We start from the raw sequence: 25506 nt of genomic DNA on the forward strand, positions 1-25506 counted from the left end.
GTTCGCCCGGGATCATTCGACCGACGACAGCCGCTCGAGCAGATACCGTGCAAGCGCCTTGGGGGTGGGGTAATCGAATGCGACGGTTGCGGGGAGTGCCTCGCCCGTGCGCGCGGAAAGCTCGTGCCGCACTTGCACGGCCATGAGCGAATCCACGCCCAGTTCCATCAGCGGCCGATCGGCGGGCACCTCCTCCGGCGAGGCGAGTTGCAGCACGGTGGCCACGTCGATGCGTACGGCCCGCTCGATTTCGGCCTCGCGCTCGGCCGCGGGGAGCGTCCGCACGTGATCCACCCATCGTGCGGGGTCCGCGCGCGTGGTTTCGGGCTCCGGCGTCCGATTCAGCCAATACGGTTTGCGCTGCCATGGATAGGTCGGCAGCGTCACTACCGGTTGGCGCATCGGGTACAGCGCATGGAAATTCACCGCGTGACCGCGCGTGTAGAGCGCGGCCAGCGCGCGCAGCAATCGTGGGAACTCCGGCTCGGCACGGCGCAGCGTGCTCACGACGCGGCCCGGTGTCGATTGGTCGACCAGGCATTGCCGCAGATTGGCCGACAGCACGGGATGGGGCCCGATTTCGAGGAAATCGCGCGCGCCCGCATCGATGGCGGCGTGGACCGCGTCCGCGAAGCGCACCGGCTGCCGCACGTTGTCGGCCCAGTATGCGGCGGTGAGCTCCATGCCCGTGAGGCGCGCGCCGGTCACCGTGCTGTACATCGGTCGCGTTGCCGGCTTTGGAACGAGACCGACCAGTTCCCGCGCCAGCTCGTCGGCGAGCGGTGCCATGATGGGCGAGTGGAAGGCGTAATCCACGTCCAACTTTTTCGCGCGACCGCCGAGGCGCTCCACGATCACGTCCAATTCGCGCTCGGGGCCGGACAGCACGATCGAACCGCGGTCGTTGATGGCGGCGATGGATACATTACGGGTCGCATCACCCAGCGCCTGCATGGCCTGTTCGGGGCTCGCCGTGATGGCCACCATCCGTCCCGATCCCGCGGCGCGCTGCATGATTCGACCGCGCAGGACGACGATTCGCATCGCATCGGCCAAGCTCAGTGCCCCGGCGACGTACGCCGCGGCAATCTCGCCGACGCTATGACCGATGACCGCCACCGGTTCGATTCCCCACGACGACAGCAGCGCGACCAGCGCGATCTGCACGCCGAACAGGACCGGCTGCACGATCTCGGTCTGGTTTAGCCGGCCATCGGCGGCCTCGCGCAGCTCGCGCGTCAGCGAGAACGGCGCGTGGGCATCGCATTCCGCCAAGGCCGCGGCAAAGACCGGCTGACCGGCGAGGAGCTCGCGCCCCATACCGATCCACTGCGCGCCCTGCCCGGAGAACACGAATGTCAACGCACCGGGGGCCGTGGCTTGGCCAGCCACCACACCGGCGGGCGTCTCCCCGCGCGCGAACGCGTTGGCCAATCGGGCGAATTGTTCGCGCGAGCTCACCACGAAGGCAGCCCGATGCTCGTGGTGCTGCCGGCGAACCGCGGCGGTGAAGGCCATCGCATTCAGTCCGGGGCCATGCGGTTCCAGGATGGCCGCGTACGCGCCGGCCAATTCACGGGTCGCCGCTTCCGTTCGCGCGGAAATCGGCAGCAGGATGGCCGCAGGCTCCTCGAAGGCGGCCGCCGCTTCCGCGTGCGGAGCCTCTTCGACGATCACGTGCGCATTGGTCCCGCTCATCCCGAACGAGCTCACACCCGAGAGCCGCGGACGCGATCCTTTTCGCGCGGGCCATGGCACCGGCTTCGTCGGAATGACGAAAGGCGTGCCTTGCAAGGAGATATGCGGGTTGAGCGTGGTGAAGTGCAGATTGCCCGGAATGCTCTCGTGGCGCAGGGCCTGCACTACTTTGATGAGACCGGCGATGCCCGCGGCGGCTTCCAAGTGGCCGATGTTGGTTTTGACCGCCCCGAGCACGCACGGCTCGTCGTTGGGACGCGGGGCGCCGAGCACCTCGATGAGCGCCTCGATTTCGATGGGATCGCCGAGCGGGGTGCCCGTGCCATGGGTCTCCACGTAGCCAATGTCCTTCGCGGACACGCGCGCGTTGGCCAGGGCTTGGCGCAGCATCTCCTGCTGGGCGAGCACGCTGGGGGCGGTGAGTCCTGCCGAGTGACCGTCCGCGTTCACCGACGAACCACGCAAGAGCGCGAGCACCCGGTCGCCGTCGGCCTCCGCATCGGATAGGCGCTTGAGCACCACCAGCCCACAACCCTCACCGCGCACGAAGCCGTTGGCCCGCGCCTCGAAGCTGCGGCATCGGCCGTCCGGGGACAGCGCCTGGAGATCTGCGACGATCTCGGTCGTCGATGGATGCAGGATCAAATTGACCCCGCCGGCCAGCGCCAGAGAACTCTCGCCGCTGCGCAGGCTCTGAATGGCGAGGTGCACGGCGACCAACGACGACGAGCACGCCGTGTCCACCGTCATGCTGGGCCCGCGCAGGCCGAGGAAGTACGACAGCCGCCCGGGCCCGAAGGCGTGCGCGGTGCCGGTCCCCGTGTGTGCGTCGCGGGCTTCGGTCCCTGCCGATGCACCGAGGAGCAGGTAATCGTTGGTGCTCATGCCCAGGAACACGCCCGTGGTGGTGCCCGCCAACCGCTGCGGGACCAGCCCCGCGTGCTCCAGGGCCTCCCACGCCACCTCGAGCACGAGCCGTTGCTGCGGATCGAGCTGGCAGGCTTCGCGTGGGGAAATGCCGAAGAATGCCGCGTCGAACCCATCGACGTTGGACAGAAACGCGCCCCATCGTGCGGCCGACGACAGGTGCGCGCTTTCGCGGGTAGGGGCGCGGTGGGCAGGCACCTCGGACACGGCGTCCACGCCATCGCGAATCATCTGCCAGAATGCCTCCGGATCGCGCGCGTCACCTGGGAATCGGCAGCCCATGCCAATCACCGCGATGGGCTCCGTCCGTTCTTTGCGCATGCGTTCCACGCGCGCCTCCATCTCCTGCAGCGCGGCGGCCGCCCGGACCAGGCGAGAGCGGTATTTGGCCTCGATTTCCTCGAGTGTGGTCACTCTTCGGTTCCTCCTTCGATGCGGTCGAGTGAGCTGTCGAGTTGCGCGAGCAGCTCGTCCATGTCCAGGTGGTCAAGGTCTTCGGTCGACGGTGCCGGCGAATGCAGCCCTAGTTTGTCCAGCAGCTGCACGGTGAGTGCGGATACGGTCGGGAATGCGAACAGCAACGTGACCGAGAGCCGAATGCCCAGCGAGGCCTCGAGCCGGTTGCGCAGCTCCAAAGCCATCAACGAATCGACGCCCATTCGGGTGAACGCCATCGCGCGATCGATGCGGGCGGAATCGAGCTGCAGAATTCGGCCGAGATGTTCGGTCACGAGCGATTCGACCAACGCCGAATGCGCACCGGGCGCCGCCGCCGCGAGTCGCTCGGCAAAGGCCGATGCGTGGCCGGTGTCTTGGTCCGCGCCTTTCAGTTCCTCGAACAGCGGGCTCGCCGCCGCGCTGGGATAGAACTGCAGCCATTGCCGAAAATGGAGGTTCAGCACCGCCACGTGCGTCGTATCGGTGCGGAGAAGCCTGCCGAGGATCGTCGCTCCTTGCGCGGGGGTGATCGTGCCGACACCTCGCGAGGCAAGGCGACTCCCCTCGGCTTGGCGATCGGCCATGATGCCTGCCTCGGCGAAAAGGCCCCAGTCGATGCAGAGCGCGGGCTCGCCCATGGCCTTGCGGTGGCGGGCGAGGGCGCCCAAAAAGGCGTTGGCCGCCGCGTAATTGGCTTGGCCGGGGGAGCCCAGCACGGCGGCGGCCGACGAGTACAGGACGAAGAAGTCCAAACGCCGGCCGAGGGTTTGCGCGTGGAGGTTCCACGCGCCCTGCACCTTGGGGGCAAGCACGCGGTCGAAGCGCTCGGGCTCGAGCTCCAACACGGTGCGATCGTCGAGCACCATCGCCGCGTGCACCACGCCTCGGAGCGGCGGCATGCGCGCGTCGATCGTGTCGAGGACGCGTGCCACGTCCTCATGCCGCGTCACATCCGCGCGCTCCACGCGTACGTCGACGCCCGCTTGACGGATCGTCTCGATGGTTGCCGATACCTGGGGCGATGCGCCACGTCGACCGAGGAGCACGAGGTGCCGCGCTCCACGTTCCGCCATCCATGCGGCCAACCCCAGGCCAAGTCCACCGAGTCCGCCGGTGATCAAGTAGGTCGCGTCCGAGCGCAGCTCGATCGCGTTGGTTTCGCGCACAGGTGCCCTGCGAACCCACCGCGCGGCGTGACGACCGTCCGCCCGCAGTGCGATTTCGTCGGCGCCGTCCGGCCCGAGCAGCTCCGGCAGCAGGCGATTCGCCGCCTCCACCTGGGGCCATCCGGCGGCGAGATCCACGCGCACGCAGCCGAATTCGGGGTGCTCCATCGCCAAGGTTCGGGCGAACCCCCACAACGGAGCTTGGGCCACCGATGGCCTCGCGGGATCGTGCACCCCTTGCGTGACGAGCCAGAGCCGGGGCGTGTCTCGCCAGCCACGACGCGAGATGGCGCGCACCAGTGCCAACGTGCCCAGCGCGCTCCGCCGCGTGTCGGTGGCCAGCGTTTCCGCCGTGGTGTGCTCGAGCGCGGCGCTGTCGAGGCTCCACAAGTGCACGATTCCGGCGCAAGCTCGCCCATTGGCAAACGCGTCGAGCCGTCGATCCCAGCCTTCGTCGTCCAGAGGATCGGGCAGCGACACGACCGATTGTCCACGCTCGATCAAGCGAGCGGCCAGCGCCTCGCCAATGCCGCCGCGATCGGCCAGCACGAGCCACGTACCCGCCGGACGCGAGGCGGGCCGTGGCGGGTCGGCCGCACGCCACACGAGCTCGTAGAACCAGTCTTCCGAGGGATCGCGGCCGGCGAGCTTTCGCACCCGCAACCCTTGTATCTCCGCGATGAGACGGCCTTCGTCGTCGAGGACCACGAGATCGCCGATGTCGTCGGACCCCGGGTGCAGCTTGGCGTGCACCCATAGCCCGTCGCCGGCGCGGCGATGCACGCGAAGCCGGCCGATGGCCACCGGCACAAGCGCCGCGCCACTCGGATCGGGCCGGCACGCCAGCACCATCCCTCCGAACACTTGGAAGCAAGCGTCCAGCAGCGCCGGGTGAAAGACGTGGGAGCCCGGCTCCACCGGCGTCACCACGCGCCCGATGGCCTCGTCGTTGCCGATCCACATTCGCTGCATGCCTTGGAACGCGGGGCCGTAGTCGATCGCGTGCGCGCGGTGGCGGTCGTAATGTTCCGTCGCCGGCACCTCGATCGGGCATCGGCCCCGCACCTGTTCGCTCGGCTCGAACGAAGGGGGCACGTCCGCGTCGGTGCACAGAAATCCGGTGGCGAAACGGGCCCACTCGGTGTCGTTGCGATAGAACGATTGGAACGGGATCCGCCCCTGACTCGACGGCTCCAAAATGAGTTGCACGGACGTGGCCGTGACCGTCACCATGCGCTCGAAGTCGATCTCCTGCAGCACGTGCGGCCCCGGCCCATGTGCCTGGCGGGCCGCATGGAGCACCATCTCCACGCAGGCGGCCGCGGGCAGCACCGTTGCACCTTTCACCCGGTGATCGGCGAGGTAAGCCGGTGACCGTTCGCGCACTTCCCCTTCCCAGATTCGCAGCCCCGGCTGGGTCGCCACACCGAAGGAATCACCGAGCAACGCGTGTCCACCCGGATTCTGCTCCGGCGGAGGAGCCGTTTCGACCCAGTGTCGTTGCCGCTGCCAAGGATACGTCGGCAGCGGTACGCACTGCGCTAGTTGGGAATCGCGAGCGCGCCAATTTACCGGATAGCCACGCACGTGAAGACCGGCGAGCGACTCCAGGAAGACGTGCCGCTCGCCGTGATCGCGCCGAAGGGAAGGGTAGGTCACCCCGGTCATCATGTCGTCGATCGCCGGCAACAGAATCGGGTGCGGGCTCAGTTCGAGGAACACCGTAGGACCGCGGTCGATACGTTCCTGCACGGCTCGTGCAAACAGGACGGGCGCGCGCAGGTTGCGCACCCAGTACCGTGCATCCAGCTCCGTGCCTTCGCAGGGTTGCCCGGTCACCGTGGAATGCATCGGAATCGTTGCGGCGACGGGCATGATCTCGGACAGCGCGTCGAGCAGATCCTCGGTCAGCGGATCGACCTGTGGGCTGTGCGATGCGACCGACACCTTGATGCGGCGGCAGAACACACCCGCCTCCGTCAATGTGGCGAGCACCTCCTCCAGCGCGCCCGCATCGCCCGAGATGACGGTCGAGCGCGGGCTGTTGCTGGCCGCGACGGAAACGCGATCCGCCACGCCCGAAAGGGCGCGCTCGGCTTCCGCCAGCGGCAGTTCCACGAGCGCCATGGCCCCTCGTCCGCTGATTCTGCCGAGCAATCGGCTTCGCCGGACAATGATGCGCGCCGCGTCCTCCATCGACAGGGCCCCGGCCACGTGTGCAGCGGCCACCTCGCCCATGCTGTGCCCGATCACCGCATCGGGTTCGACACCCATGCCTCTCCAGAGCGCCGCGAGGGCGATTTCCATCGCGAACAACACGGGCTGCACCACATCGACGTGCTCGAGCCGCGAGAGGCTTGGCTCGGTGTGCAGTTCGTCGATGACCGACCATCCCGTCTCGAGCCGGAGCGCCGCATCGCAATCTCGAAGCGCGGCGCGGAACACGGGCTCGTGCTCGTAGAGCTCACGGCCCATGCCGATCCACTGCGAGCCCTGGCCGGGGAAGACGAACACCACCATGGGACGCGTTTCGAGCGCCTGGCCCGTGACCACACCGGCCGATATTTCGCCGCGTGCCAGCGCCTCGGTTCGCTGGGTGAGCTCCTCGCGGGAGCTCACCACGAACGCGGCCCGATGCTCGTGGTGCTGGCGGCGGAGGGCGGCCGTGCTGGCGATGTCCTCCAGCCGCCACGCCTGCCGGGCGAGCCACGATGGATAGGCGCCCGCAAGCTCCCGCAGTGCAGGCGCGGTGCGCGCGGAAACAAGGACGACGCACGGTGCGTGGGGCAGCTCGGGCCCTGCATCTCGCTCCGGTGGCTCTCCCAGGATCACGTGCGCATTGGTGCCGCTGATGCCGAAGGAGCTCACCCCGGCGAGCCGCGGCCGTCCCTCCCGTTTCGCCCATGGGATGGGATCGACGGGGACCACGAACGGCGTGCCCGAAAGCGTGATTCTCGGGTTCAGCGTCTGCAAATGCAGGTTCGCGGGGATATGTTCCCTCTGCATCGCCAGCACGACTTTGATCACGCCGGCCACTCCGGCGGCGGCCTCCAAGTGCCCGATGTTCGTCTTCACGGCGCCGAGCACGCACGTCGAGCCGTCGGGTCTTGGTTCGCCGAGCACCTGTGTGAGCGCCTCGAACTCGATGGGATCGCCCAGCGGTGTGCCCGTACCATGGGTCTCCACGTACGCGATCTCGCGCGCGTCGACCCCGGCATGACCCAATGTTTGCCTAAGCAACGATGTTTGCGCCGTCACGTTGGGCGCGGTCAATCCCGCCGATCGCCCGTCCGAGTTGACCGCCGAACCTCGTATCAACGCCAGCACAGGATGGCCATTTGCCAGCGCGTCGGACAGGCGCTCGAGCACGAGTACCCCGCAGCCCTCGCCGCGAACGTAACCATTGGCCATGGCGTCGAACGTTCGGCACCGGCCATCGGGCGAAAGGGCCCGGGATCCGGCCAGCATGTTGCTCATGTCCGGCGAGAGCAGCAGATTCACGCCCCCCGCCAACGCCAGCGTGCTCTCACCGCTTCGCAGGCTCTGGCAGGCGAGATGGATGGCCACCAGCGAGGACGAGCAGGCGGTGTCCACGGTCATGCTCGGTCCCTGCAGTCCGAGTTGATAGGAGAGCCGCCCCGCGGGGAAGGCGTGCCCATTGCCGGTCACCGTGTAGATATCGCGGTCGGTTCGTGAAACCTTGTCGTAGTCGTTGACGACGAGGCCGACGAACACGCCCGTGCGCGAGCCCGTGAGACGGTCCGGTGGCTGCCCGGCGCGTTCCAGCGCTTCCCACGCGACCTCGAGCAACAGGCGCTGTTGTGGATCCATCGCCTTGGCTTCGCGCGGTGAGATCCCGAAGAACTCGGCGTCGAAGCCGTCCACGTTGGAGAGAAAAGCGCCCCAGCGCGCGGCTTCGTGCGCGGGCGTCGCCCATCGCTCGGCGGGCACCTCGGTGACCGCGTCGACGCGTTCTTCCAAGAGCTGCCAGAAGGACTCCGGATCGACGACGCCGCCGGGCAGACGGCAGCCCATGCCGATGATGGCGATGGGCTCGGTCGTCGCGTGCGCCGGTTCGCGTGAAGGGCGCTCGTTCGGGGCTTTCTGCAGGCCCAATTGGGAGAGAAGGTACGGCGCAAGCTCGGCGATGGTCGAATGGGTGAAGAGCAGCGCGACGGAGAGCCGCACTCCGAGGCTCGACTCGAGCCGGTTGCGCAGCTCCACCGCCATGAGCGATTCGAGCCCCATGTTTCGAAAGGGCGTCGAGCGGTGAAGCTTCGCGGAATCACGTTGCAGGGTGAGTGAGAGCTGGGTGCGGAGATGCTCTTCCAGCATGGCGGCCCGATTTTCCGGCCGGGCCGCGAGGAGCGCCTGCCGAAACGCGTCGGGCTTTCGCGCAGCGGGGGCGCGCACCAGCTCCGACAGCATCGGTCGTCCGGCGGCGCTGGGATGGGACTCGAACCATTGCCTCGGGTTCAGCGCGAGCACCGCCACGTGGGGCAGGGGCGTGAACAAAAGCCGGTTCAACACCGTTTCGGTTTCGGTGACCGATCCCCATCCAATGCTGAGTGCGGGCAGTCCCAGCGCGCGTCGGTGGTGCGCGAGCGCATCCAGGAATGCACCCGCCGCGGTATCCTCGGCATGCGCGGGGTCGCCCAGCAGCGCGGCGGCATTGGAGTAGAGGACGAAGAAGTCGAGCTCCATGCCTTGCGTGTGCGTATGCAGCTGCCATGCACCGGCGCATCGATCCGCCAGCGGTTCCGAGCTCGACGCATGCACGACTCCTCGCACGTCGGGCATGCTCCGCGCGATTTCGGCGAACACCTGGGCCACTTCGGTCGCGCGGGAAGGCTCGCCCACGACCACGATGTGTCGTGCGCCGCGCTGCCGCATCCACGCGCTCAGCGATTCGGTCATGGCGCCGTCGCTGCCCGCGATGATGTACGTGCCATCGTCTCGCAATGAGCTTGCGCCAGGGGCAGCCAGCACGCGGTCCGCAGGTGATTGCACCAGGCGGGCGACGTAGCGACCGTCCGAGCGCAATGCGATGTCGGTCTCCCGATCCGCGTCCGTCAGCTCGCGGGCGAGTCGAATCGCGGTCTCCTCGTCTACGGCGGGGAGATCGATTCGGGTGCACTGGAATGGGGGATGCTCCAGCGCCATCGTGCGGCCGATGCCCCAGAGCGATGCCTGGGCCGGAGAAAGGACCGGGGTTCCCGCGGGCTGCGCGGCCCGGGTGATCAGCCATAGGCGCGGTGCATCCCGCCACCCTCGGCGGGACAGCGCGCGCACCAGTTCGAGTGCACCACCGGTGATGCGCTCCACGCTTTCCGCATCCAGGCCCCACAGGTACACGACACCTGCCGGCGGCGGCCCCGAACCAAAGGCATCGCGCAGCACCGCATCGATCGGCTGCTCGTCACGCGCATGCACCAGCACGCAATGCTCACCACGCGCCCGCAACTCGGCGGCCAGCGCCTCGCCCGTCCCCCCTCCATCGACGAACAGCAGCCACGAGCGCGAGCGTGACGAAGGCGCGGGCGCAAGATGCTCCTGACGACGCCAATCGAGCGTGTACAGCAGGCCCGCGAGCGGATCCGTTTCGGGCAACCGTGTGCGCGGAGGCTCGATCCAGTGCCGTTCGCGTTGCCAGGGATACCGCGGCAATGTCACGCGCCGTCCCGTCTCGCCGAACACGCGATCGAACCGCACGTCGAGCCCTTGCGTGTACAGGACACCCAGGGACCGCAACATCGCCGCGCGATCGTCCTCGCCACGCCGCAGCGACGGCACGGCGCAACCCGATTGTCCGCGCGTCGAGAGGCATTGTTCCACGTTCGCGGACAGCACCGGATGCGCGCCGATCTCCAGGAAAATCCGGTGTCCCGTGGAAATCGCCGCGTCGACGGCATCGGCGAAACGCACCGCACGGCGGATGTCGGCTGCCCAGTAATCGGCATCGAGCTGCTCGCCCGCGATCTCCGCCCCCGTGACGGTGCTGTAGAGCGGCACCTCCGACGCGCGTGCCGAAACCGCGCCCAGGGCGCGCACCAGCTCGTCCTGAAACGGCGCCATTTGGGCGCTATGGAAGGCATAGTCGACCCGCAGCTCGCGGCAGTGGATCCCATCGCCGCGCAGCTTCTCCAGCGCGCTGGCCAGTGCGGCGTGCTCGCCGGACAGCACCACGGACGCGCGATCGTTGACCGCCGCGATGGATAGTCGGTCTCCATAGACGTCGAGCAGCGCAAGGGCAGACGCCTCGGGCAGCTCCACGGCCGCCATTCCGCCGAGGCCGGCCGCACGCCGCATGCACGCGCCGCGATGGTGAACGATGCGAATGGCCTCCTCGAGGCTCAGGGCGCCCGCGACATGTGCGGCCGCAATCTCGCCCACGCTGTGCCCCATCACGGCCGATGGCGTGATGCCCCACGAACGCCACAACGCTGCAAGGCCTACCTGGATCGCGAACAACGCTGGCTGCGCCACCGCCGTATCGGCGAGGCGGGATCCCTCTGGCGGCGTTGCCAGCTCCGTCAGCAGCGACCAGCCCGCGAGCGGCTCGAACCAATCGTCGCACGCTTGCACGGCGGCGCGGAAAACCGGCTCGCGCTCCAAGAGGACGCGGCCCATGCCCGCCCATTGCGTGCCTTGACCCGAAAAGACGAACACCACCTTCGCATCCCCGGCCGGCGCAGCAAACCCCACCGAAACATGGGCCTGCCGATCGCCTTGGGCCAAGGAATGGAGGGCGGCGGCCATGGCATCGTGGGAGCTCGCGGTCACCGCAACGCGGTGCTCGTGGTGACTGCGACGGGCTGCGGCCGTGTAGCCGATATCGTGCAGGGCGGTGTCATGTTGCTCGGGCAACCAATTGGCCATCGCCTGCACCGCCTCCATCCGTGCCGATTCGGACCGGGCAGAGAGCACGAGCAAGACCGGTGCACGGGACGTCGGGTAGAGGCTTTCCCAGGACACCGGCACGCCGCGCGCGTGGAGCGCGCCCAAAGAGTCGAACAGCGCGGCACGTCCGCGTTGGCCCCGCCGGAGCGAGGCCAGCGCGATGGCGCGCGTGCTGCTCTGTTGAATGGCCTCCGTGAGAACCGGGTGCGGGTCCACGTCGAGGAAAAGCTCGTATCCATCGCCGAGCAGCGCTTCCACGGCGGTGGACAACTGCCATGGCGTCCGCTCGGTGCGCAGCCAGTGCTCCGTGTCCAGCTCCGCGCCGTTCATCCGAGCCCCGGTGACGGAGGAATAGAAAGGGATCCGGCCAGGGCGCGATCGCAAGCCCGCCAGCGCCTCCCGCAAATCGGGCAGCACTTCGTCGGTGTAGGGGCTGTGCGAGGCATAATTGACGCGAATGAGCGCGCATCGGATGGACCGTGCAGCAGCCCGATCCACGATCTGACGCAGCGCCGTTCGATCGCCCGAGAGCACGGTGGAGCGCGGACCGGCGATGCCTGCAACCCAGACGCGGTTCTCGAAATCGCGCATCATCTCGCGCGCATCCTCGGCCGGCAGATCGAGCACGGCCATGGCGCCCTTGCCCGCGAGCCGGCTGGCGATGCGGCTGCGCACGCACATGAGCGTGGCCGCCGTCTCGAGATCCAGGGCGCCGCAGACGTAGGCGGCGGTGACCTCGCCCATGCTCGTTCCAACCACCGCGTCGGGCTCGATGCCCCAGGATCGCCACAATTCGGCCAGTGCGACCTGCATCGCGAAGATGGCAGGTTGGGCCACCTCGGTGATCTCGAGCCATGTGTCGTCGGCGCTGGCCAGCAGATCGACCAACGAGCGCCCGATGTGCGGTGCCATGATGGCGTCACAACGCCGGAGCGCAGCTCGGAACACCGGCTCTTCACGCAGCAGATCGGCGGCCATGCCTGGCCATTGCGAGCCTTGCCCACCAAACGCGAACACGATGCGGGGTGGCCCGCCCTCCGCGTGCATCGAGGACACACCCGGTATGGGCCGGCCCTCGAGGTAACTGCGCGCGGCGCGCACCAGCTCGATGCGATCCCGCACGCAAAGCGCGAGCCGATGCCGCCCCGCGCCCGCGACGGCCGAGGCGCATGCTCGGGCGAGGGCTGGCAAATCCTCCGTTGCTTCCTCGAGGGCCGAGACCCGCTGCCGCAGCGCCTCCTCGGTGTTCTCGGCGAGCGCGAGCAAATGCGTGGGCTGGTCGTGTCCACCCTCGAGCACGACATGGCAATTGGTGCCGCCGAAGCCGAACGCGCTCACCCCCGCCAGGAGTCGACCCTCGGCATCGCCGCGCCAGTCTTCCAGCGCGGTTTGCACCTGGAGGCCCCAATCGGCAAACGGGATGTAAGGGTTCGGCCGATCGAACCATAGGCTCGGCGGCAGTGCCCGATGCCGCATCGCCAAGACGACCTTGATCAATCCGGCGATCCCGGCCGCTGCCTCGAGGTGTCCAATGTTGGCCTTCACCGAGCCCAATCGCAGCGGTTTTTCGGCCAGCCGGCCTGCGCCGAGCACGGCGCTCAAGGCGCCCGCCTCGATTGGATCGCCGAGTCGCGTGCCCGTACCGTGGGCCTCGACGTACTGAACGTCGCCGGGGATCACCTCCGCACGCGCATAGGCGCTGCGCAGCACCTCTTCTTGCGCCTGCGGGTTGGGCGCCGTGAGACCGTTGCTCGCTCCGTCGTTGTTCACCGCGCTGCCGCGGATGACACCTCGAATGGAGTCTCCGTCGGCCAGCGCGCTTCGCAATGGTTTCAGCACGACGACCCCGCCGCCTTCTCCGCGGCCGTAGCCATCGGCGCGCGCATCGAACGCCTTCGAGTGGCCATCCGCCGACAGCGCGCCCAGCTTCGACAATGCGATCATCGTATCGGGGGCGAGCATGAGACTCACCCCACCGACGATGGCCAACCCGCATTCGCCATCGCGCAGGCTCTGGACAGCCAGGTGCACCGCCACGAGCGACGACGAGCAGGCGGTGTTCACGTGCAAACTCGGACCGCGCAATCCAAGGGCATAGGAAACGCGCGCAGGGATGATCCCAGGGTCACCACCCGCGAGGGTATGCTGTCCGATTCGCTCCGGAGCCGCGCGAACCCCCGCGCCATACTCGCTCCACATCGCCCCGACGAACACGCCGGTGCGGCTGTCTCGGAGTTCGCGCGGCGGGATCCCGGCGTCCTCGAGTGCTTCCCACGCGAGCTCCAGCATCAATCGCTGCTGCGGATCCACGTGCGCAGCTTCGCGCGGGGAAATATCGAAAAACTCCGCATCGAACGCATCGATGCGATCGAGAAACCCACCCTTGCGCGCGCTCGCGCGACCCGGGGCTGCGGGATCCGCATCGTAAAGGGCCGCGCCATCCCATCGATCCGCGGGAACGTCGGTGATGGCATCGCGCCCATCTCGAAGCAGACGCCAAAACGCCTCTGGGCCATCGGCACCTGGGAAGCGGCAGGCCACTCCAACAATGGCAATCGGCTCACGCGCCTCGCGGCCGATCCGATCCGCGGGCAGCGCGAGATTTTCCATATGAATCGCCCCGCCGAGGTGCTCGGCCAGCGCACGAGGGCTCGGGTATTTCCAGAGAAGCGTGGGGGAAACGGGCTTTCCCAGCAACGCGGCCAGCTCACCGGCCAGGGCGGTCAGCCCTCGCGACTCGAGACCGTAGCGCACAAACGGCTCCTGGCTTCCGATGGCGTCGGGGGCGAGATCGCATAGCGTTGCAAGGCGTGCGACGAGCCAGTCCTGGATCTTGGGGACTGTCCAGAGCTGCATGGGATTGACTTCAGTTTTGATTCGTGATGATGGAAGCGGGAGATCACACCGCGGCTTGCCGTGTGAGATCGACATCGGCAGTGCTTAGCTCCAAGCGCAGCCGGCGAGTAGTCGGTCCGGGGGTGATTTGGCAATCAAGACTGGACGAAACGCGCCAAAATAGCGTGTGACGTCACAATTTTTCATTCATGGCGCACCACCAGGAGACGGATGCGCGTGCGAGGCATCCGGCGTTCCGAGCCGTTCAGCGCGAACGCGCAGCCGAGGGCGATGCAGAGCACCCCGGAGGGTGACGTGGCGGGCGGGCGCGTTCGCGGTCACTTCGTCTTCGTTCACCAGAGCGTGCCGCCGCGCGCTGGTCTTACGCCTTGCTGCGCGAGCTCGTGCGGCGCCGTCATCGCGTGACGGTCGGCCTTACGGCTTTGGCCAGGGCGGGGGTGTCACCTCCAAGCTGAACACGCTGCAGCGCCCATATTCGTATATGTGGAGTCCGTGGACGGGGTGGCTAGGGAAGAAATACTCGAGCAAAACCCTGGTCAGTATTCACTATTTCTATTTCGTCGATCAAGGCCAGCTCCAGGCGACCTGTACGCGAAGGTCGTCCGCGGCGGCGGCGTGATGATCGACTACACGCGCCGCTATTGGGTCAAGCTAGGTTGATATCAATGTCGCCGCCGGGCATCTTGGGGCATGCACTTCGTGCTCACACGACCCGCAGGGGCCCGGCGGCAACGCGCACCTCATTGTCCGATTCGATGGATGATCAGTAGCTCATCTCGCGGAGACGAATGACATTAGACCTTCCGCACGCGCTCCAGGAGCTCCCGAAGTTCGGGTGACTTTCGAGACCACTGCTCGAGGGCGCGGAGCAATTTCTGCTCGGTGTCGTATCCCAGTTCTAGGCGCAACTTGCGCAAATTATACCCTTCGGTTTGGAGGCATCGACAGGCAATTCGAATTTTGACTTCCTCTACCAATTGCGTAAAACTATTTCCCTCTTCCTGGAGCTGTCGCTGCAAGTCGCGTCTGTTCAGGTTGAGTCGGGCCGCGACTTCTTCGATGCTCGAAGACGGCTTGGTCCGCAGTACCTCGCGGACGCGACTCGACTTGTTCCGTCCCCTCCAACGCTCATCGAGCCGACCTCCCCGTTGAGTGATACTGCTGGGAACATCGCCGCTTGCACGAGATATCGGTCGCGCCCAATCGACACTATTGAAAACGAGCTCACTGTTGCGCGCATTGAAGAATATTTCACATTTGAACGTCGAGACGTAGTGTGCGTAATATTCCGGGGCCGGTCTCTCGAATTCGAAGGCTACACGAACGGGCTCGAGCGCTTCATCTCCGACGAGATGTCGAGCACACCGCAATGAGAATGACGTCTCGAAGTCCTGCCTTTGTCTCGCGAACGGCCCTTCGGTCAGCTTGAATCGTATCGTCGTTCGTTCGGCTTCGCGCACGATGTCCCGCCATTCGCCACTCATTTCGTGTTTGTGGTATGCGAGTTTCTGTAGGCCCTCTCCGAGGGTGGTGCTGTTCGCAGCAACGACATCGAACAGCTCGGAATCAATATGAGTACCCATAATTAACCCGAACCATGGGGGAGACTTGGCGGCGGCGAGCGAGAAAAGGTCGTATACTTGTTCGACGCTCGCGTGTTCCGGCATCGTGGGGTCGAGTCCCACGGAACGAGCGAGGTCTTCGATATCCGCGAGACCCGCACGCATTGCCTCCAGCAAAGCACGGGAAACTTTCGGGATGTACATCATTTGGCGGCCCTCGGATTGACGTATGCATTCTTGGTCCGCCGATGCTCATTGGAGCCTTTGCTCCGATGCGGCCTGGCTCTGGGCGCCCAGGGTGCCGATGCTCGGCGATCGATAAGGATGAAGGACTCGACGAGGGCTTCGAATCGAAGATGGCGGTTTTTCGTATTCCGTATGCTGGATGCGTGAACGTGGTACAGCAACGTGACGACGCAATGCTGTGAGACGCGTCGCGTTGGCGTGGTGCTTCGGGGATTCTTTTTTGCGTTCGGCATATTTCATCCTTAGGAAATCAAACCAGTGCGCTTACTCGGGGCTCCTGCACGAACGAATCGCGAGACGATCGGCTCGACAACGCGTTCAAGGCGAAACAGCCCACGTTTGCGCTCTTATCAACGGCCTCCGAGCGGCAGGTGACAAAAATCGATTCTCGACGCAATATCCTCGTTGGCCGGTCGACGGACCGTGTGCGTCGAACGGTTGAGCTCTGAGATCCCCGAACGAGTTGGATGAATGCTCGTCGGGTTCAATTGAATCGAATGACCCACGAAGCAATGTTTCGAGCTCCCGTCGTCTGGTGCCGGGACATTCGTTGACAGGCCTCATGGCGAATGCCGTGGAAGGAGTGCCGGTGTTGCGTCGGGCGGTTCGGTGAACGGACTCCGAGTGCGCGCAGCATCGCCAAGGATCTTGAAAGGGCTATCAGGTTCGTGCGCGTCGTCGTCGTCGACCGACTTCGACGGTCGCATGGCGCTGTGAAGGTGGCGTTCGAGCGTTTCTATTCGAGCGCGGGGCGGAACCTCCCGGCTCTCCGCGTGGTGGATGTCTCTCGACATTCTCGAAGCTCGAGAGGAGAGTCATCGCGTTTGGCAACGAGACGCGAAGCCGTTGACCGCGCTCGCCGCATACCAACTCGAGCGCCTATCGCGTGATGCGCACCTCGTGCAAGCCGGCCGAGGCTCAGCTTCACGGCGCCCATGCCTCCAGCCGACCGAGAAGGCGCGCTTCGTTAGCGCGCCTCGCGTGTGCGGTTACCTTTGTGGAGCCGAGGGGGATCGAACACCTTGTCTCTGACGGAAAGCGCGAGAAACTAGAGGAAAGTGGAGGAAGTTCCGAAGCGGAGCCCCCACCAAATCCTCGCGATTCCGACCCATCCCGCCGCGAATCCGGCGCACGACTACATGGCCCTGACGCTCGCGCGAGCCGGGCGGTCTCCTGGTTGTGGTTCCACAAAGCCAGGTGGCAGGGGACGGCGGCGTGAGAACTACCGTCCTCGGCAGTTGCCTGAAGCGTTCCAGGTCGCAAGTCGCCTCGCGGATGCGCTCGGTATGCGCTGCGAGAGGGGAGCGGAACCATTGGCAGCAAACGATATCGCAGCGCCCGACAAAAGAGGAGCGCGCGACTCGTAACGGCCGACCTTCACACGCTGGGCGCCCCGTGAAAGTGAGCCCTGCGGCCGGTCGCCGCTACCAGGCCTACCGAGGGCGGCGACGATCACTCGCGCCGCTGTTCGCGCAAGCGCCTCGAGCGTCGTCGGCATCGTTCGAATCCTTCGGCGCGGGAAGGGGACGCGTACCGTGATCTCCACGGTATCCCAACGGTGGTGGCGTGGCGTCGCGGTCTATCGCCCGACAGGCGAAACGATCGTCGCGCGCGACTACGACGTCGCGCTGCTGCCGAAGGATGGGCCAGCGAAGGCCTTCGTTCTCACGCATCACTACGAAGGGTCTTATCCCGCGGCACGCGTCCGCGTCGCTCTCCATCGACGCGATCGTCTCGTGGGGGTCGCGGTCTTCAGCCAGCCGTGCAATGACCTCGCGCTCCGCCCCTTGCCGGGCGGCGCTGCGAGCAACCTGCAACTCGGGCGCTTCGTGTTGCTGGATGACGTGCCGGCGAATGGCGAGACGTGGTTTCTCGGGCGAGCGTTCGAGCTATTGCGCCGTGCCGGGTACTCCGGCGTCGTTTCGTTCTCTGACCCGATGCCGCGCACGTCTCTCTCTGGTACGGTGACGTTCCGCGGGCACGTCGGCGTCATCTACCAGGCGCATAACGCCGTTTACCTCGGTCGCACGCGCGCGGACGCGATGCGTCTCTTGCCCGATGGTCGTGTGCTGCACTCGCGCGCCATCGCCAAGGTTCGTAAGCGTGACCGTGGCTGGAGATACGTCGTCGATTCTTTGATCGACCACGGCGCTTCACGGCCGGCCCGAGACGAGGATCTGCGTGCCTGGCTCGCCGCAGTCCTGCCCACGGTGACTAGGTCGGTGCGTCATCCGGGAAACCATAAGTACGTCTGGGCGCTCGCTCGGACCCTGAAAAAGTTCCTTCCGACATCGAAGACGTACCCGAAGTTCGACCTGCATGAGACAGCGGCGCGCAGCATGCGGCGCGCCGCAGACGCGCGTGGAGGTCGACGATGAACGCAACTGCGCTCATCGCGCCCGCGCGCACCGTGGATACCGGAGGTCACCCGGCCGCTCGCGTTGAGCAAGGACGCGGATGGACGATGTACCTCGGCGACTGCCATGTCGTTCTGCCGCAGCTCGATCGCGTCGATGTGATCATCACCGATCCACCCTACTCGGCCACCGTTCACTCCAAATCGCGCCGCGGCGCGACGCTGCCCGACGTCAACGAGTTCGGGTGTCGGCATCATCGCGCGCGCGAGTTCGGGTTCGACGCCATCCGCCCTTGGGAGGTCGCGATCTCGTCCGCCTACTTCATGCGGCTCGCTCGCCGGTGGGTGCTCGTGTTCAGCGATGTCGAGCTCTCCCCCGTCTGGCGGGCGAAGTTGACCCGCGCGGGCGCGGAGCACATTCGCACGGGCGCATGGTGGAAGGTGGGCGGAACGCCGCAGTTCACAGGCGACCGTCCGGCTCCGGGGTTCGAGGCGATCAACATCGTGCATCCGCGCGGCCGCAAACGGTGGAACGGCGGGGGACACGCCGCATCGTGGGCGTGGCCGCCGGAGGAGCTCCCACACATTTTCAAGCACCCGATCGAGGCGAATCGCGCTGGCAATCGCCACGTCCGCCGGCATACCGCACAGAAGCCGCTGCCGCTGATGCTCGAACTGGTGGACGTCTTCAGCGACCCCGGCGAGACCGTCCTCGACGCTTACGCGGGATTCGCGACGACGGGCGTTGCGTGCCTTCGCCGCGGCCGACAATTCATCGGCATCGAGCGGGACGAAACGTCGTTCACAGACGCGGTGGCTCGCCTCCGCGCCGAGGAAATGCAGAGCACCCATCATGCGGCGCGTAGCGGGCAGGTCGCCCTTTTTGGAGGTGGGCGATGATGGTGCCGTACGAAGTTGAGGCCCATCGCCAGGCGCTCCTCCGCCCTAACCCACGAGGCGCCGCGTGCGCTCGCTCGGCACCGAAAGTCGGAGACCGATACGGTGAGCTGACCATCATCCGCCTTGCCAGTGTGGCGCGCGCGGGCCGCGTCTGGGAGCTCGAATGCGACTGCGGCGGCAAGGCGCTTCGCACGACGCACGCTCTGACATCGTCCATTCGAAACGGGCACGTGCCGATGTGCGCCGCATGCGCGCGCGAGCTTCGTGCCGGATCGTTTCACGCGCACCACGCCGCGCAGCTCGAGCTTTTGCGTGCCCGGTGGCAGGCGGGCATGGGTCTCTACTCGGCGGGCGACGTCGAGAGAATCTCGGAGGCTGTCCTTGCCGACCTCGAAGCCGAATTCGGGCCGGTCGAGGAGCCGGTCGACCCGAGAGATTTCCTCGTCGACTCGACGATGATTTGGCAACCGCCGAAGGGAAAGCGAGACCTCGCGGACGAAGCGCATTTGCGGCGCAACGCGAAACGTGTTGCACGCGAACGGGCCAAGCGCGAGGCTGCAAAGGCGGCGGCCGCACGGCGAGCCGCCGAGCGAGAAGCAGAGGAACGAGCGGCCGAAGAGCGACGCGCTCGCGAGCAAGCGCAACGTAGAGCCGCCGAGGTGGCTGCTACCGCAGAGTGGCTCCGCGTACTTGCCGGGGCGCACGACCCGCGTGCGATAGCCTTCCTGTCCCCACCGTCCATCGGACGCGTCGTACCGCGGGTCGTCAGCTCCGTCGATGCCATGGGCCGCAAATGGCTGACGGTGCATGCGCAGGCCGTCGTCGACTCGGTGCCGCAGACCGGTGAAGGCAACGTCGAGCGTCAGTGCGGCGCATGGACGATGAAAGTGCGCGATGTCGACGGACAGCTCCAGCAGCGGTGCGGCGAGCCCGCCACCAGCGGTCAATGGTGCGAAGCGCACGCGAGGCTTTTTCAGCGACGGACATGACCATGCGCTAGCGGCCACGGTGTCGCCGCACGCATATCGCAATGAGGAGAAACGAAAATGTCGGACATTGATGATGTTGACTTGGTAAGCAAACTACGGCGTTGGCTCGACGACGCGGAGAAGACCGCGAACGCAAAAGCGCGTCCGGTTGAAATCGCAAAGATCGATCAGGAAGCCGGCGTGCCCGATGGCACCGCCGCTCGCCTATTCGGCGAGGCACTCAGCCGCCAACGCAATTGGCGTGTCGTGGAGCAAGCGGGCGCCTTCATCTGGCTCGAATACAACCCGGAAGTGTAGGCGATGGATCCACGCCTATTCGCGATTCCGCGCTACGCCATTCCCACTCAGTGCAAGGCTTGCGGCGCGTCGATCGTATGGATCACGCCGTACCGCGGCGACCGGACACCGGTTGAAGCGGAGGGCGTCCACCGCGGGGAGAGTCACGTGCCCAACTGCACCCAAACCCAGCTCGGAGGGCTTCTCGGATGAATCTAATCGCGCTGCCAGCCGCCGCGCGCGGCTGCCGAACGACGGTGCACAAATGAGTCTCGTCATCGACAGCTTTGCCGGCGGCGGCGGCGCGTCGTTGGGAATCACCATGGCTCTGGGGCGCGGCCCCGACGTCGCCATCAACCATGACCCCGAGGCGCTCGCGCTGCACGCCGTGAACCATTCGCGTAGCCGCCACCTATGCGAGAACGTGCTCGACGTCGACCCGCTTGCCGTTTGCGGCAATCAGCATGTTGCATTGATGTGGAGTTCGCCCGACTGCAAGCATTTCAGCCGCGCTAAAGGTGCAAAGCCCGTGTCGACGGGCGTGCGTGGCCTCGCCTGGGTGGTCGTGCGGTGGGCGCGCGCGGTGCACCCCGATGTGGTCATTCTCGAGAACGTGCCCGAATTTACAACATGGGGGCCCCTTCTTCCCAACAACATGCCAGATCCCGCACGGCGCGGACTCACGTTCAAGCGCTGGTGGGGACAGCTTCGCGCCGCGGGTTACGAGCTCGAAATGCGCGTGATCGCGGCGAGCGACTACGGTGCCCCAACCACGCGAAGGCGGCTGTTCATTGTCGCACGTTCGGATGGCCGGCGGATTGTGTGGCCGGAGCCGACGCACGGCCCTGGGAGACGCCATCCATATCGCACCGCCGCAGACTGCATCCAATGGGACGTCCCGTGCCCCTCCATCTTCGAGCGCACGCGCCCCCTTGCTGCACCGACGATGAACCGCATTGCACGCGGGATTCGACGTTTTGTCCTGAACGCCGGGGACCCCTTCCTATTGCCAACGCCCCATGGGGGCGACGCCCGTGTCCATTCGGTCGATGAGCCGCTGCGAACGGTCACGGGGGCGCATCGCGGAGAGAATGCACTCGCTGCAGCAACCCTGATTCAGACGGGTTATGGCGAGCGCGCCGGGCGGGCTCCGCGCGCGCTCAACCTTCGTCGCCCAGTCGGCACGGTGGTCGCCGGCGGCTCGAAGCACGGATTGATTGCCGCATATCTCGCTAAACATTTTGGAGGGCACGAATCGCCGGGCGGCGCGATGTCAGCCCCCTTCAGCGCGGTGACGTGCCGAGACCACCACGCCTTAGTGACGGCCAAACTCGGCGCGGGGAGGCACCGGAGAGAAGTGCGCGCCCTGATGGGTGGACCGGCGATCGTCAAGGTCGGCCGGGATACCTTCGAGATCGTCGATATCGGCATGCGCATGCTGGGGGCGCGCGAGCTTTTTCGGGCGCAGGGATTTCCGGACCACTACGCGATCGACGTGACCACGGTGAGTGGCCGCCCGCTCTCGAAAACCGCTCAAATCAGGATGGCGGGCAATGCGGTCTGTCCGCCGGTCGCGGCCGCGCTCGTAGCGGCCAACGTGCGTCTCGATGAGGAGAAGGGACGCGCCGCATGACTTTCTCGCTCTACGATTTTCAGCGCGAGCTCGTCGAACAGGTCCAGGAGCGCTTCGCCGCGGGGACCCGAGCGGTCCTTCTGCAATCGCCTACCGGCAGCGGCAAGACGCGCACGGCCTCGGAGCTCCTTCGACGCGAAACGGCAGCCGGCCAACGCTCCCTCTTCTTGGCTCACTTGGATACACTTATTGAGGACACGTTCGAGCGCGTCACCGCGGCGGGCGTGCACGCGGGCTTCGTGCAGGCTGGCCGGCCGCTCGACCCGGGAGCCCCAGTGCAGGTCGGGTCGCTCGCGACGCTCCATGTGCGCGGCGAGCGACCGCCCGCGGATTTCGTGGTCGTGGACGAGGCGCACCGTGCCGGCGCGAGCACGGTCCGCGCGATTCTCGAGGCGTACCCCGAGGCGCGCATGCTCGGACTATCTGCCACGCCGCAAAGGTCCGATGGGCGGCCGCTCAACGTGTTTCAAGAATTCATTGCGGGCCCTGCAATCACCTGGCTCACCGAACGCGGGTACCTCGTGCCATGCGACCTGCTTTCGCCGGGCGAGTACCAGGAGCGCGGGCTCTGGCGCGATCCGGTCGAGTTCTATCTCGAGGAGGCGCGCGGCCAGCGCGCGCTCGTCTTCGCGGCGAACATCGCACACGCCGTCTTCTTGCGCGAGCGCTTCGCGAATGCCGGCGTCCGCGCCGCATGCCTCACGGGCACGACGCCGCGTGCGGCGCGCCACGACATCCGCGACCGCATGTACGCGGGCGACCTCAACGTGATTATCGGAGTGAGCGTTTTCCTCGAAGGCTGGGACCTGCCAGCCGCGGAAGTGGCTATTCTCGCCCGGCCCTTTGAGAGCTGCATGGCGTACCTGCAGGCGATCGGCCGCGTTCTCCGCGTCTCGCCAGCAACGGGAAAGAAGTCGTGCTTGGTCGGAGATCTGAAAGGCTGCGTGAATATCCATGGCCTGCCCGACGAGCTGCGCATCTGGTTGCCGTTTGGGGAAGGGGACGCGGTCCGGCGTGTTGATGTGCAAACCCAATTACGGCGGTGCGAGAAATGCTTTCGCGTCTTTCGGCCGTCCGCCCATTGCCCGCGATGCGGTGCGCCTGCGAAGCATGCGCCGAAGCTCCCACTTATCCTCAATAAGGCTGAGAAAATGGAGCTCTATTCGAGATTCGACCGCGCCGAGCGCGATATGCGCTATTTCATGCAGCTGGTGCGAATCGCACATCGCAATATGCGCGTTTCGCAAACGGGGGCCGAGCGCTGGGCGCTTGCGCAATTCCAGAAGCGTTGGGGGAGACTGCCCGAGGTGCATCGTGCTGGAGAATGAAGTTCAGCGGCGCGTCCTCCTCGAATTGGGGAACGAGGACGACTTAATCATCATGAAAAATGCCGTCGGGCGTGCGCGGTACGTCGATGAGCGAACCGGGCGTGCGTACTGGGTCCCATACGGTCTCTTGCCGGGTAGCCCCGACCTCGTTGGTATTCGGCGGGTCTGGATACCTGGGTGCTCCCACCATCGACCGATAAAACTCGGTGTGCTCTTTTGCCTTGAGACGAAACAGGTCGGCGGTCGCCTCACCGCGGAGCAGCGCCACTGCCACGAAGTGTGGCGCGATTTTGGCGCCTTTGTCAGCACGGTGCGCGGGCCCGACGAAGGGCGCGCCGCCTACGAACGCGCATGCCGCGGGGAGTTCGCATGATCGACCAGGTTTTCGGCACGGAAGGCTATCTCGCACGGGCGCCCGGTTATGAACCGCGGCCTGGACAAGTCACACTCGCCCGCGCCATCGACGAGGCCATCCGCACCGGCAAACACCTTGTTGCGGAAGGTCCGTGCGGTATCGGAAAATCGAAAGCGTACCTCGTGCCGGCCATCCATTTCGCCGTCACGGCGGGCAAGCGCGTTCTCGTCGCCACGTCCAGCATCGCCCTCCAAGAACAATTGATCCGCAAAGACCTGCCGGATCTTGCGCGGGAGCTGCCGTGGTCCTTCGATTATGCGTTGCTGAAGGGCCGCACCAACTACGTGTGCCTCGAGCAGCGCGACCAAGCGACCAATGCGGGGCTTCACGAGCCCCTCATGCGCGAATTCGTCGAGGTCGCCCGGTGGGCGCGGTCGACGGAGACGGGGGACAAGACGGACCTACCGATCCTTCCGCAGGACGCTGTTTGGTCTCGATTCAGCATGACCAGCGATATGTGTCCCGGAAAAGAGCGCTGCAAGCAGCACGCGGAGTGCTTCGCCACAATCGCCAAGGGGCGCGCCTCGCAAGCTCACGTCGTCGTGACCAACTATCACATGCTGGTCCTGCACCTGATGCACGAGAGGCGGGTACTTCCACCGTTCGACGTCGTCATTATGGACGAGGCGCACGAGCTCCCGGATATCGCGCGCGAGTTCCGTGGTTTCTCCGTCTCTCGCAATGCTTTCTTCCGCCTCGCGCAGGAAGCGCAGCGCCGGGGCGAAAGCGCCCTTGCGGCAAAGCTCCGCGACGTCTCGAGCGCGTACTTCGACACGCTGAAGCGATTCGCAGCGTCTCCCTACTACAAGAATATGCTTCAGGGGGAAGTTCCCATTGACCTCGAGCCGCTGCGGGTCGTCGTTGGCGAATTCACGGATCGGTGCTGCAAATCCCTCCTCGTTGACTATGCCAGAACGTCGATTGAACGCGTGACCGCGGCTGCACAGCAATCCGACGAAAACACGGTCTACTGGATTGATGTCTCCGAAGCGGGACATGCGGCCTACCGGTCCAAGGATGTCTACGTCGCCGAATTTTTCCGGCGGGAGCTCTGGGGCAACACGCCGAGCGTCATCGCAGTGAGCGCCACGCTAACGAGCGAAGGGCGCTTCCAATTCGTGCGCGGCGAGCTTGGAGTGCCGAACGAAGCGCGCGAGTTGGTGGTGCCGAGCCCCTTTGATATCGAACACAACGCTCTGCTCGTTCTGCCGGAGGGGATGCCTGATCCTCGGGATCCGGCATTCCCGGACGCCGCGGCTCAGCAGATCATCCGCGTCATCGACGCATGCGGTGGACGCACGATGTGCCTATTCACGAGCTACGAATCGATGCGCGCCATTCACGAGCGTGTCGCACGCCATTACGGCGGCCGGGTTCGCATCCTTCGTCAAGGAGACATGGCGCGCAACGTCCTTGCCGACGAATTTAAGCGAGATATCGATTCAGTGCTCTTCGCGGTCGGCTCGTTCTGGACCGGAATCGATGTCCCGGGCCCGAGCCTAACGGGTTTGGTCATCGAAAAGCTGCCATTCATCTCGCGCAGCGATCCCGTTCTTCTCCGAATGATGGAAAAAGATCGCAGACGGGCTTTCGTGGACTACATGGTGCCGCGTTCGATCCTGCCGTGGCGTCAAGGCGTTGGCCGGTTGATTCGCACCCGACGCGACTTCGGTGTCGTCGTCGCGCTCGATCCGCGCCTCACCACGGAAGCCTACGGGGCACGATTCCTTTCCTCGCTTCCCCAAATGCTCCGGGCCACCTCGACAGATGCCATTCCCTTTTTTCTGCGCCGACATGGAGTCGCAGCATGATGCAC

At 66.0% G+C, this 25506-nt stretch carries 12 protein-coding genes; 9 read left to right on the top strand and 3 right to left on the bottom strand.

The window, feature by feature from the left end; genetic code table 11:
• Window positions 1–12: 12 nt before the first annotated feature.
• Window positions 13–3039, bottom strand: coding sequence for an acyltransferase domain-containing protein (locus LZC95_07695; protein WXA96717.1), 3027 nt, complete (start codon window positions 3037–3039; stop codon window positions 13–15).
• Window positions 3036–13985 (bottom strand): SDR family NAD(P)-dependent oxidoreductase, encoded by a 10950-nt coding sequence (locus LZC95_07700; protein WXA96718.1) that lies wholly within the window; start codon window positions 13983–13985, stop codon window positions 3036–3038. The genes LZC95_07695 and LZC95_07700 overlap by 4 nt, the downstream gene beginning before the upstream one ends.
• 210 nt (window positions 13986–14195) lie before the next feature.
• Between LZC95_07700 and LZC95_07705 the strand changes: the two genes are divergently transcribed.
• On the top strand, window positions 14196–14390 hold the full coding sequence (locus tag LZC95_07705; GenBank protein WXA96719.1) for a hypothetical protein: 195 nt from the start codon (window positions 14196–14198) through the stop codon (window positions 14388–14390).
• Window positions 14391–14779: 389 nt separating this feature from the next.
• Here LZC95_07705 and LZC95_07710 read toward each other — a convergent pair whose 3' ends face one another.
• Window positions 14780–15754 (bottom strand): AraC family transcriptional regulator ligand-binding domain-containing protein, encoded by a 975-nt coding sequence (locus LZC95_07710; GenBank protein ID WXA96720.1) that lies wholly within the window; start codon window positions 15752–15754, stop codon window positions 14780–14782.
• A 1574-nt stretch (window positions 15755–17328) separates the two neighbouring features.
• Between LZC95_07710 and LZC95_07715 the strand changes: the two genes are divergently transcribed.
• The 8 genes from LZC95_07715 (at window position 17329) to LZC95_07750 (ending at window position 25501) form a co-directional block, all read left to right on the top strand.
• On the top strand, window positions 17329–18171 hold the full coding sequence (locus LZC95_07715) for a hypothetical protein (GenBank protein WXA96721.1): 843 nt from the start codon (window positions 17329–17331) through the stop codon (window positions 18169–18171).
• Entirely contained in the window at window positions 18168–19049 is an 882-nt protein-coding gene (locus tag LZC95_07720; protein WXA96722.1) for a site-specific DNA-methyltransferase, read from the top strand. The genes LZC95_07715 and LZC95_07720 overlap by 4 nt, the downstream gene beginning before the upstream one ends.
• On the top strand, window positions 19046–20038 hold the full coding sequence (locus tag LZC95_07725; GenBank protein ID WXA96723.1) for a hypothetical protein: 993 nt from the start codon (window positions 19046–19048) through the stop codon (window positions 20036–20038). The genes LZC95_07720 and LZC95_07725 overlap by 4 nt, the downstream gene beginning before the upstream one ends.
• A gap of 57 nt (window positions 20039–20095) precedes the next feature.
• Window positions 20096–20335: a hypothetical protein gene (locus LZC95_07730; GenBank protein WXA96724.1), complete on the top strand. Its 240-nt coding sequence runs from the start codon at window positions 20096–20098 to the stop codon at window positions 20333–20335.
• Window positions 20336–20447: 112 nt separating this feature from the next.
• A complete protein-coding gene (locus LZC95_07735; protein ID WXA96725.1) occupies window positions 20448–21947 on the top strand; it encodes a DNA cytosine methyltransferase in 1500 nt (499 codons plus the stop codon).
• The gene (locus tag LZC95_07740) at window positions 21944–23275 is read left to right on the top strand and encodes a DEAD/DEAH box helicase (GenBank protein ID WXA96726.1); all 1332 of its coding nucleotides are present in this window, start codon (window positions 21944–21946) and stop codon (window positions 23273–23275) included. Before LZC95_07735 ends, LZC95_07740 begins: the two co-directional genes overlap by 4 nt.
• A 52-nt stretch (window positions 23276–23327) precedes the next feature.
• A complete protein-coding gene (locus LZC95_07745; protein ID WXA96727.1) occupies window positions 23328–23648 on the top strand; it encodes a hypothetical protein in 321 nt (106 codons plus the stop codon).
• Window positions 23645–25501 carry an ATP-dependent DNA helicase gene (locus LZC95_07750; protein ID WXA96728.1) on the top strand — a complete coding sequence of 619 codons (1857 nt, stop codon included), beginning with the start codon at window positions 23645–23647 and terminating at the stop codon, window positions 25499–25501. Before LZC95_07745 ends, LZC95_07750 begins: the two co-directional genes overlap by 4 nt.
• Window positions 25502–25506: the final 5 nt, after the last annotated feature.

The organism is Sorangiineae bacterium MSr12523 (genome assembly GCA_037157775.1).
GTDB classification, from domain to species: Bacteria; Myxococcota_A; Polyangia; order Polyangiales; family Polyangiaceae; genus Pendulispora; species Pendulispora brunnea.

Coding starts and splice junctions, on each gene's coding strand:
- LZC95_07730 (WXA96724.1), top strand. CDS start 20,096: ATGTCGGACATTGATGATGTTGACTTGGTAAGCAAACTACGGCGTTGG.
- LZC95_07740 (WXA96726.1), top strand. CDS start 21,944: ATGACTTTCTCGCTCTACGATTTTCAGCGCGAGCTCGTCGAACAGGTC.
- LZC95_07750 (WXA96728.1), top strand. CDS start 23,645: ATGATCGACCAGGTTTTCGGCACGGAAGGCTATCTCGCACGGGCGCCC.
- LZC95_07745 (WXA96727.1), top strand. CDS start 23,328: ATGAAAAATGCCGTCGGGCGTGCGCGGTACGTCGATGAGCGAACCGGG.
- LZC95_07705 (WXA96719.1), top strand. CDS start 14,196: ATGCGCGTGCGAGGCATCCGGCGTTCCGAGCCGTTCAGCGCGAACGCG.
- LZC95_07710 (WXA96720.1), bottom strand. CDS start 15,754: ATGATGTACATCCCGAAAGTTTCCCGTGCTTTGCTGGAGGCAATGCGT.
- LZC95_07725 (WXA96723.1), top strand. CDS start 19,046: ATGATGGTGCCGTACGAAGTTGAGGCCCATCGCCAGGCGCTCCTCCGC.
- LZC95_07700 (WXA96718.1), bottom strand. CDS start 13,985: ATGCAGCTCTGGACAGTCCCCAAGATCCAGGACTGGCTCGTCGCACGC.
- LZC95_07720 (WXA96722.1), top strand. CDS start 18,168: ATGAACGCAACTGCGCTCATCGCGCCCGCGCGCACCGTGGATACCGGA.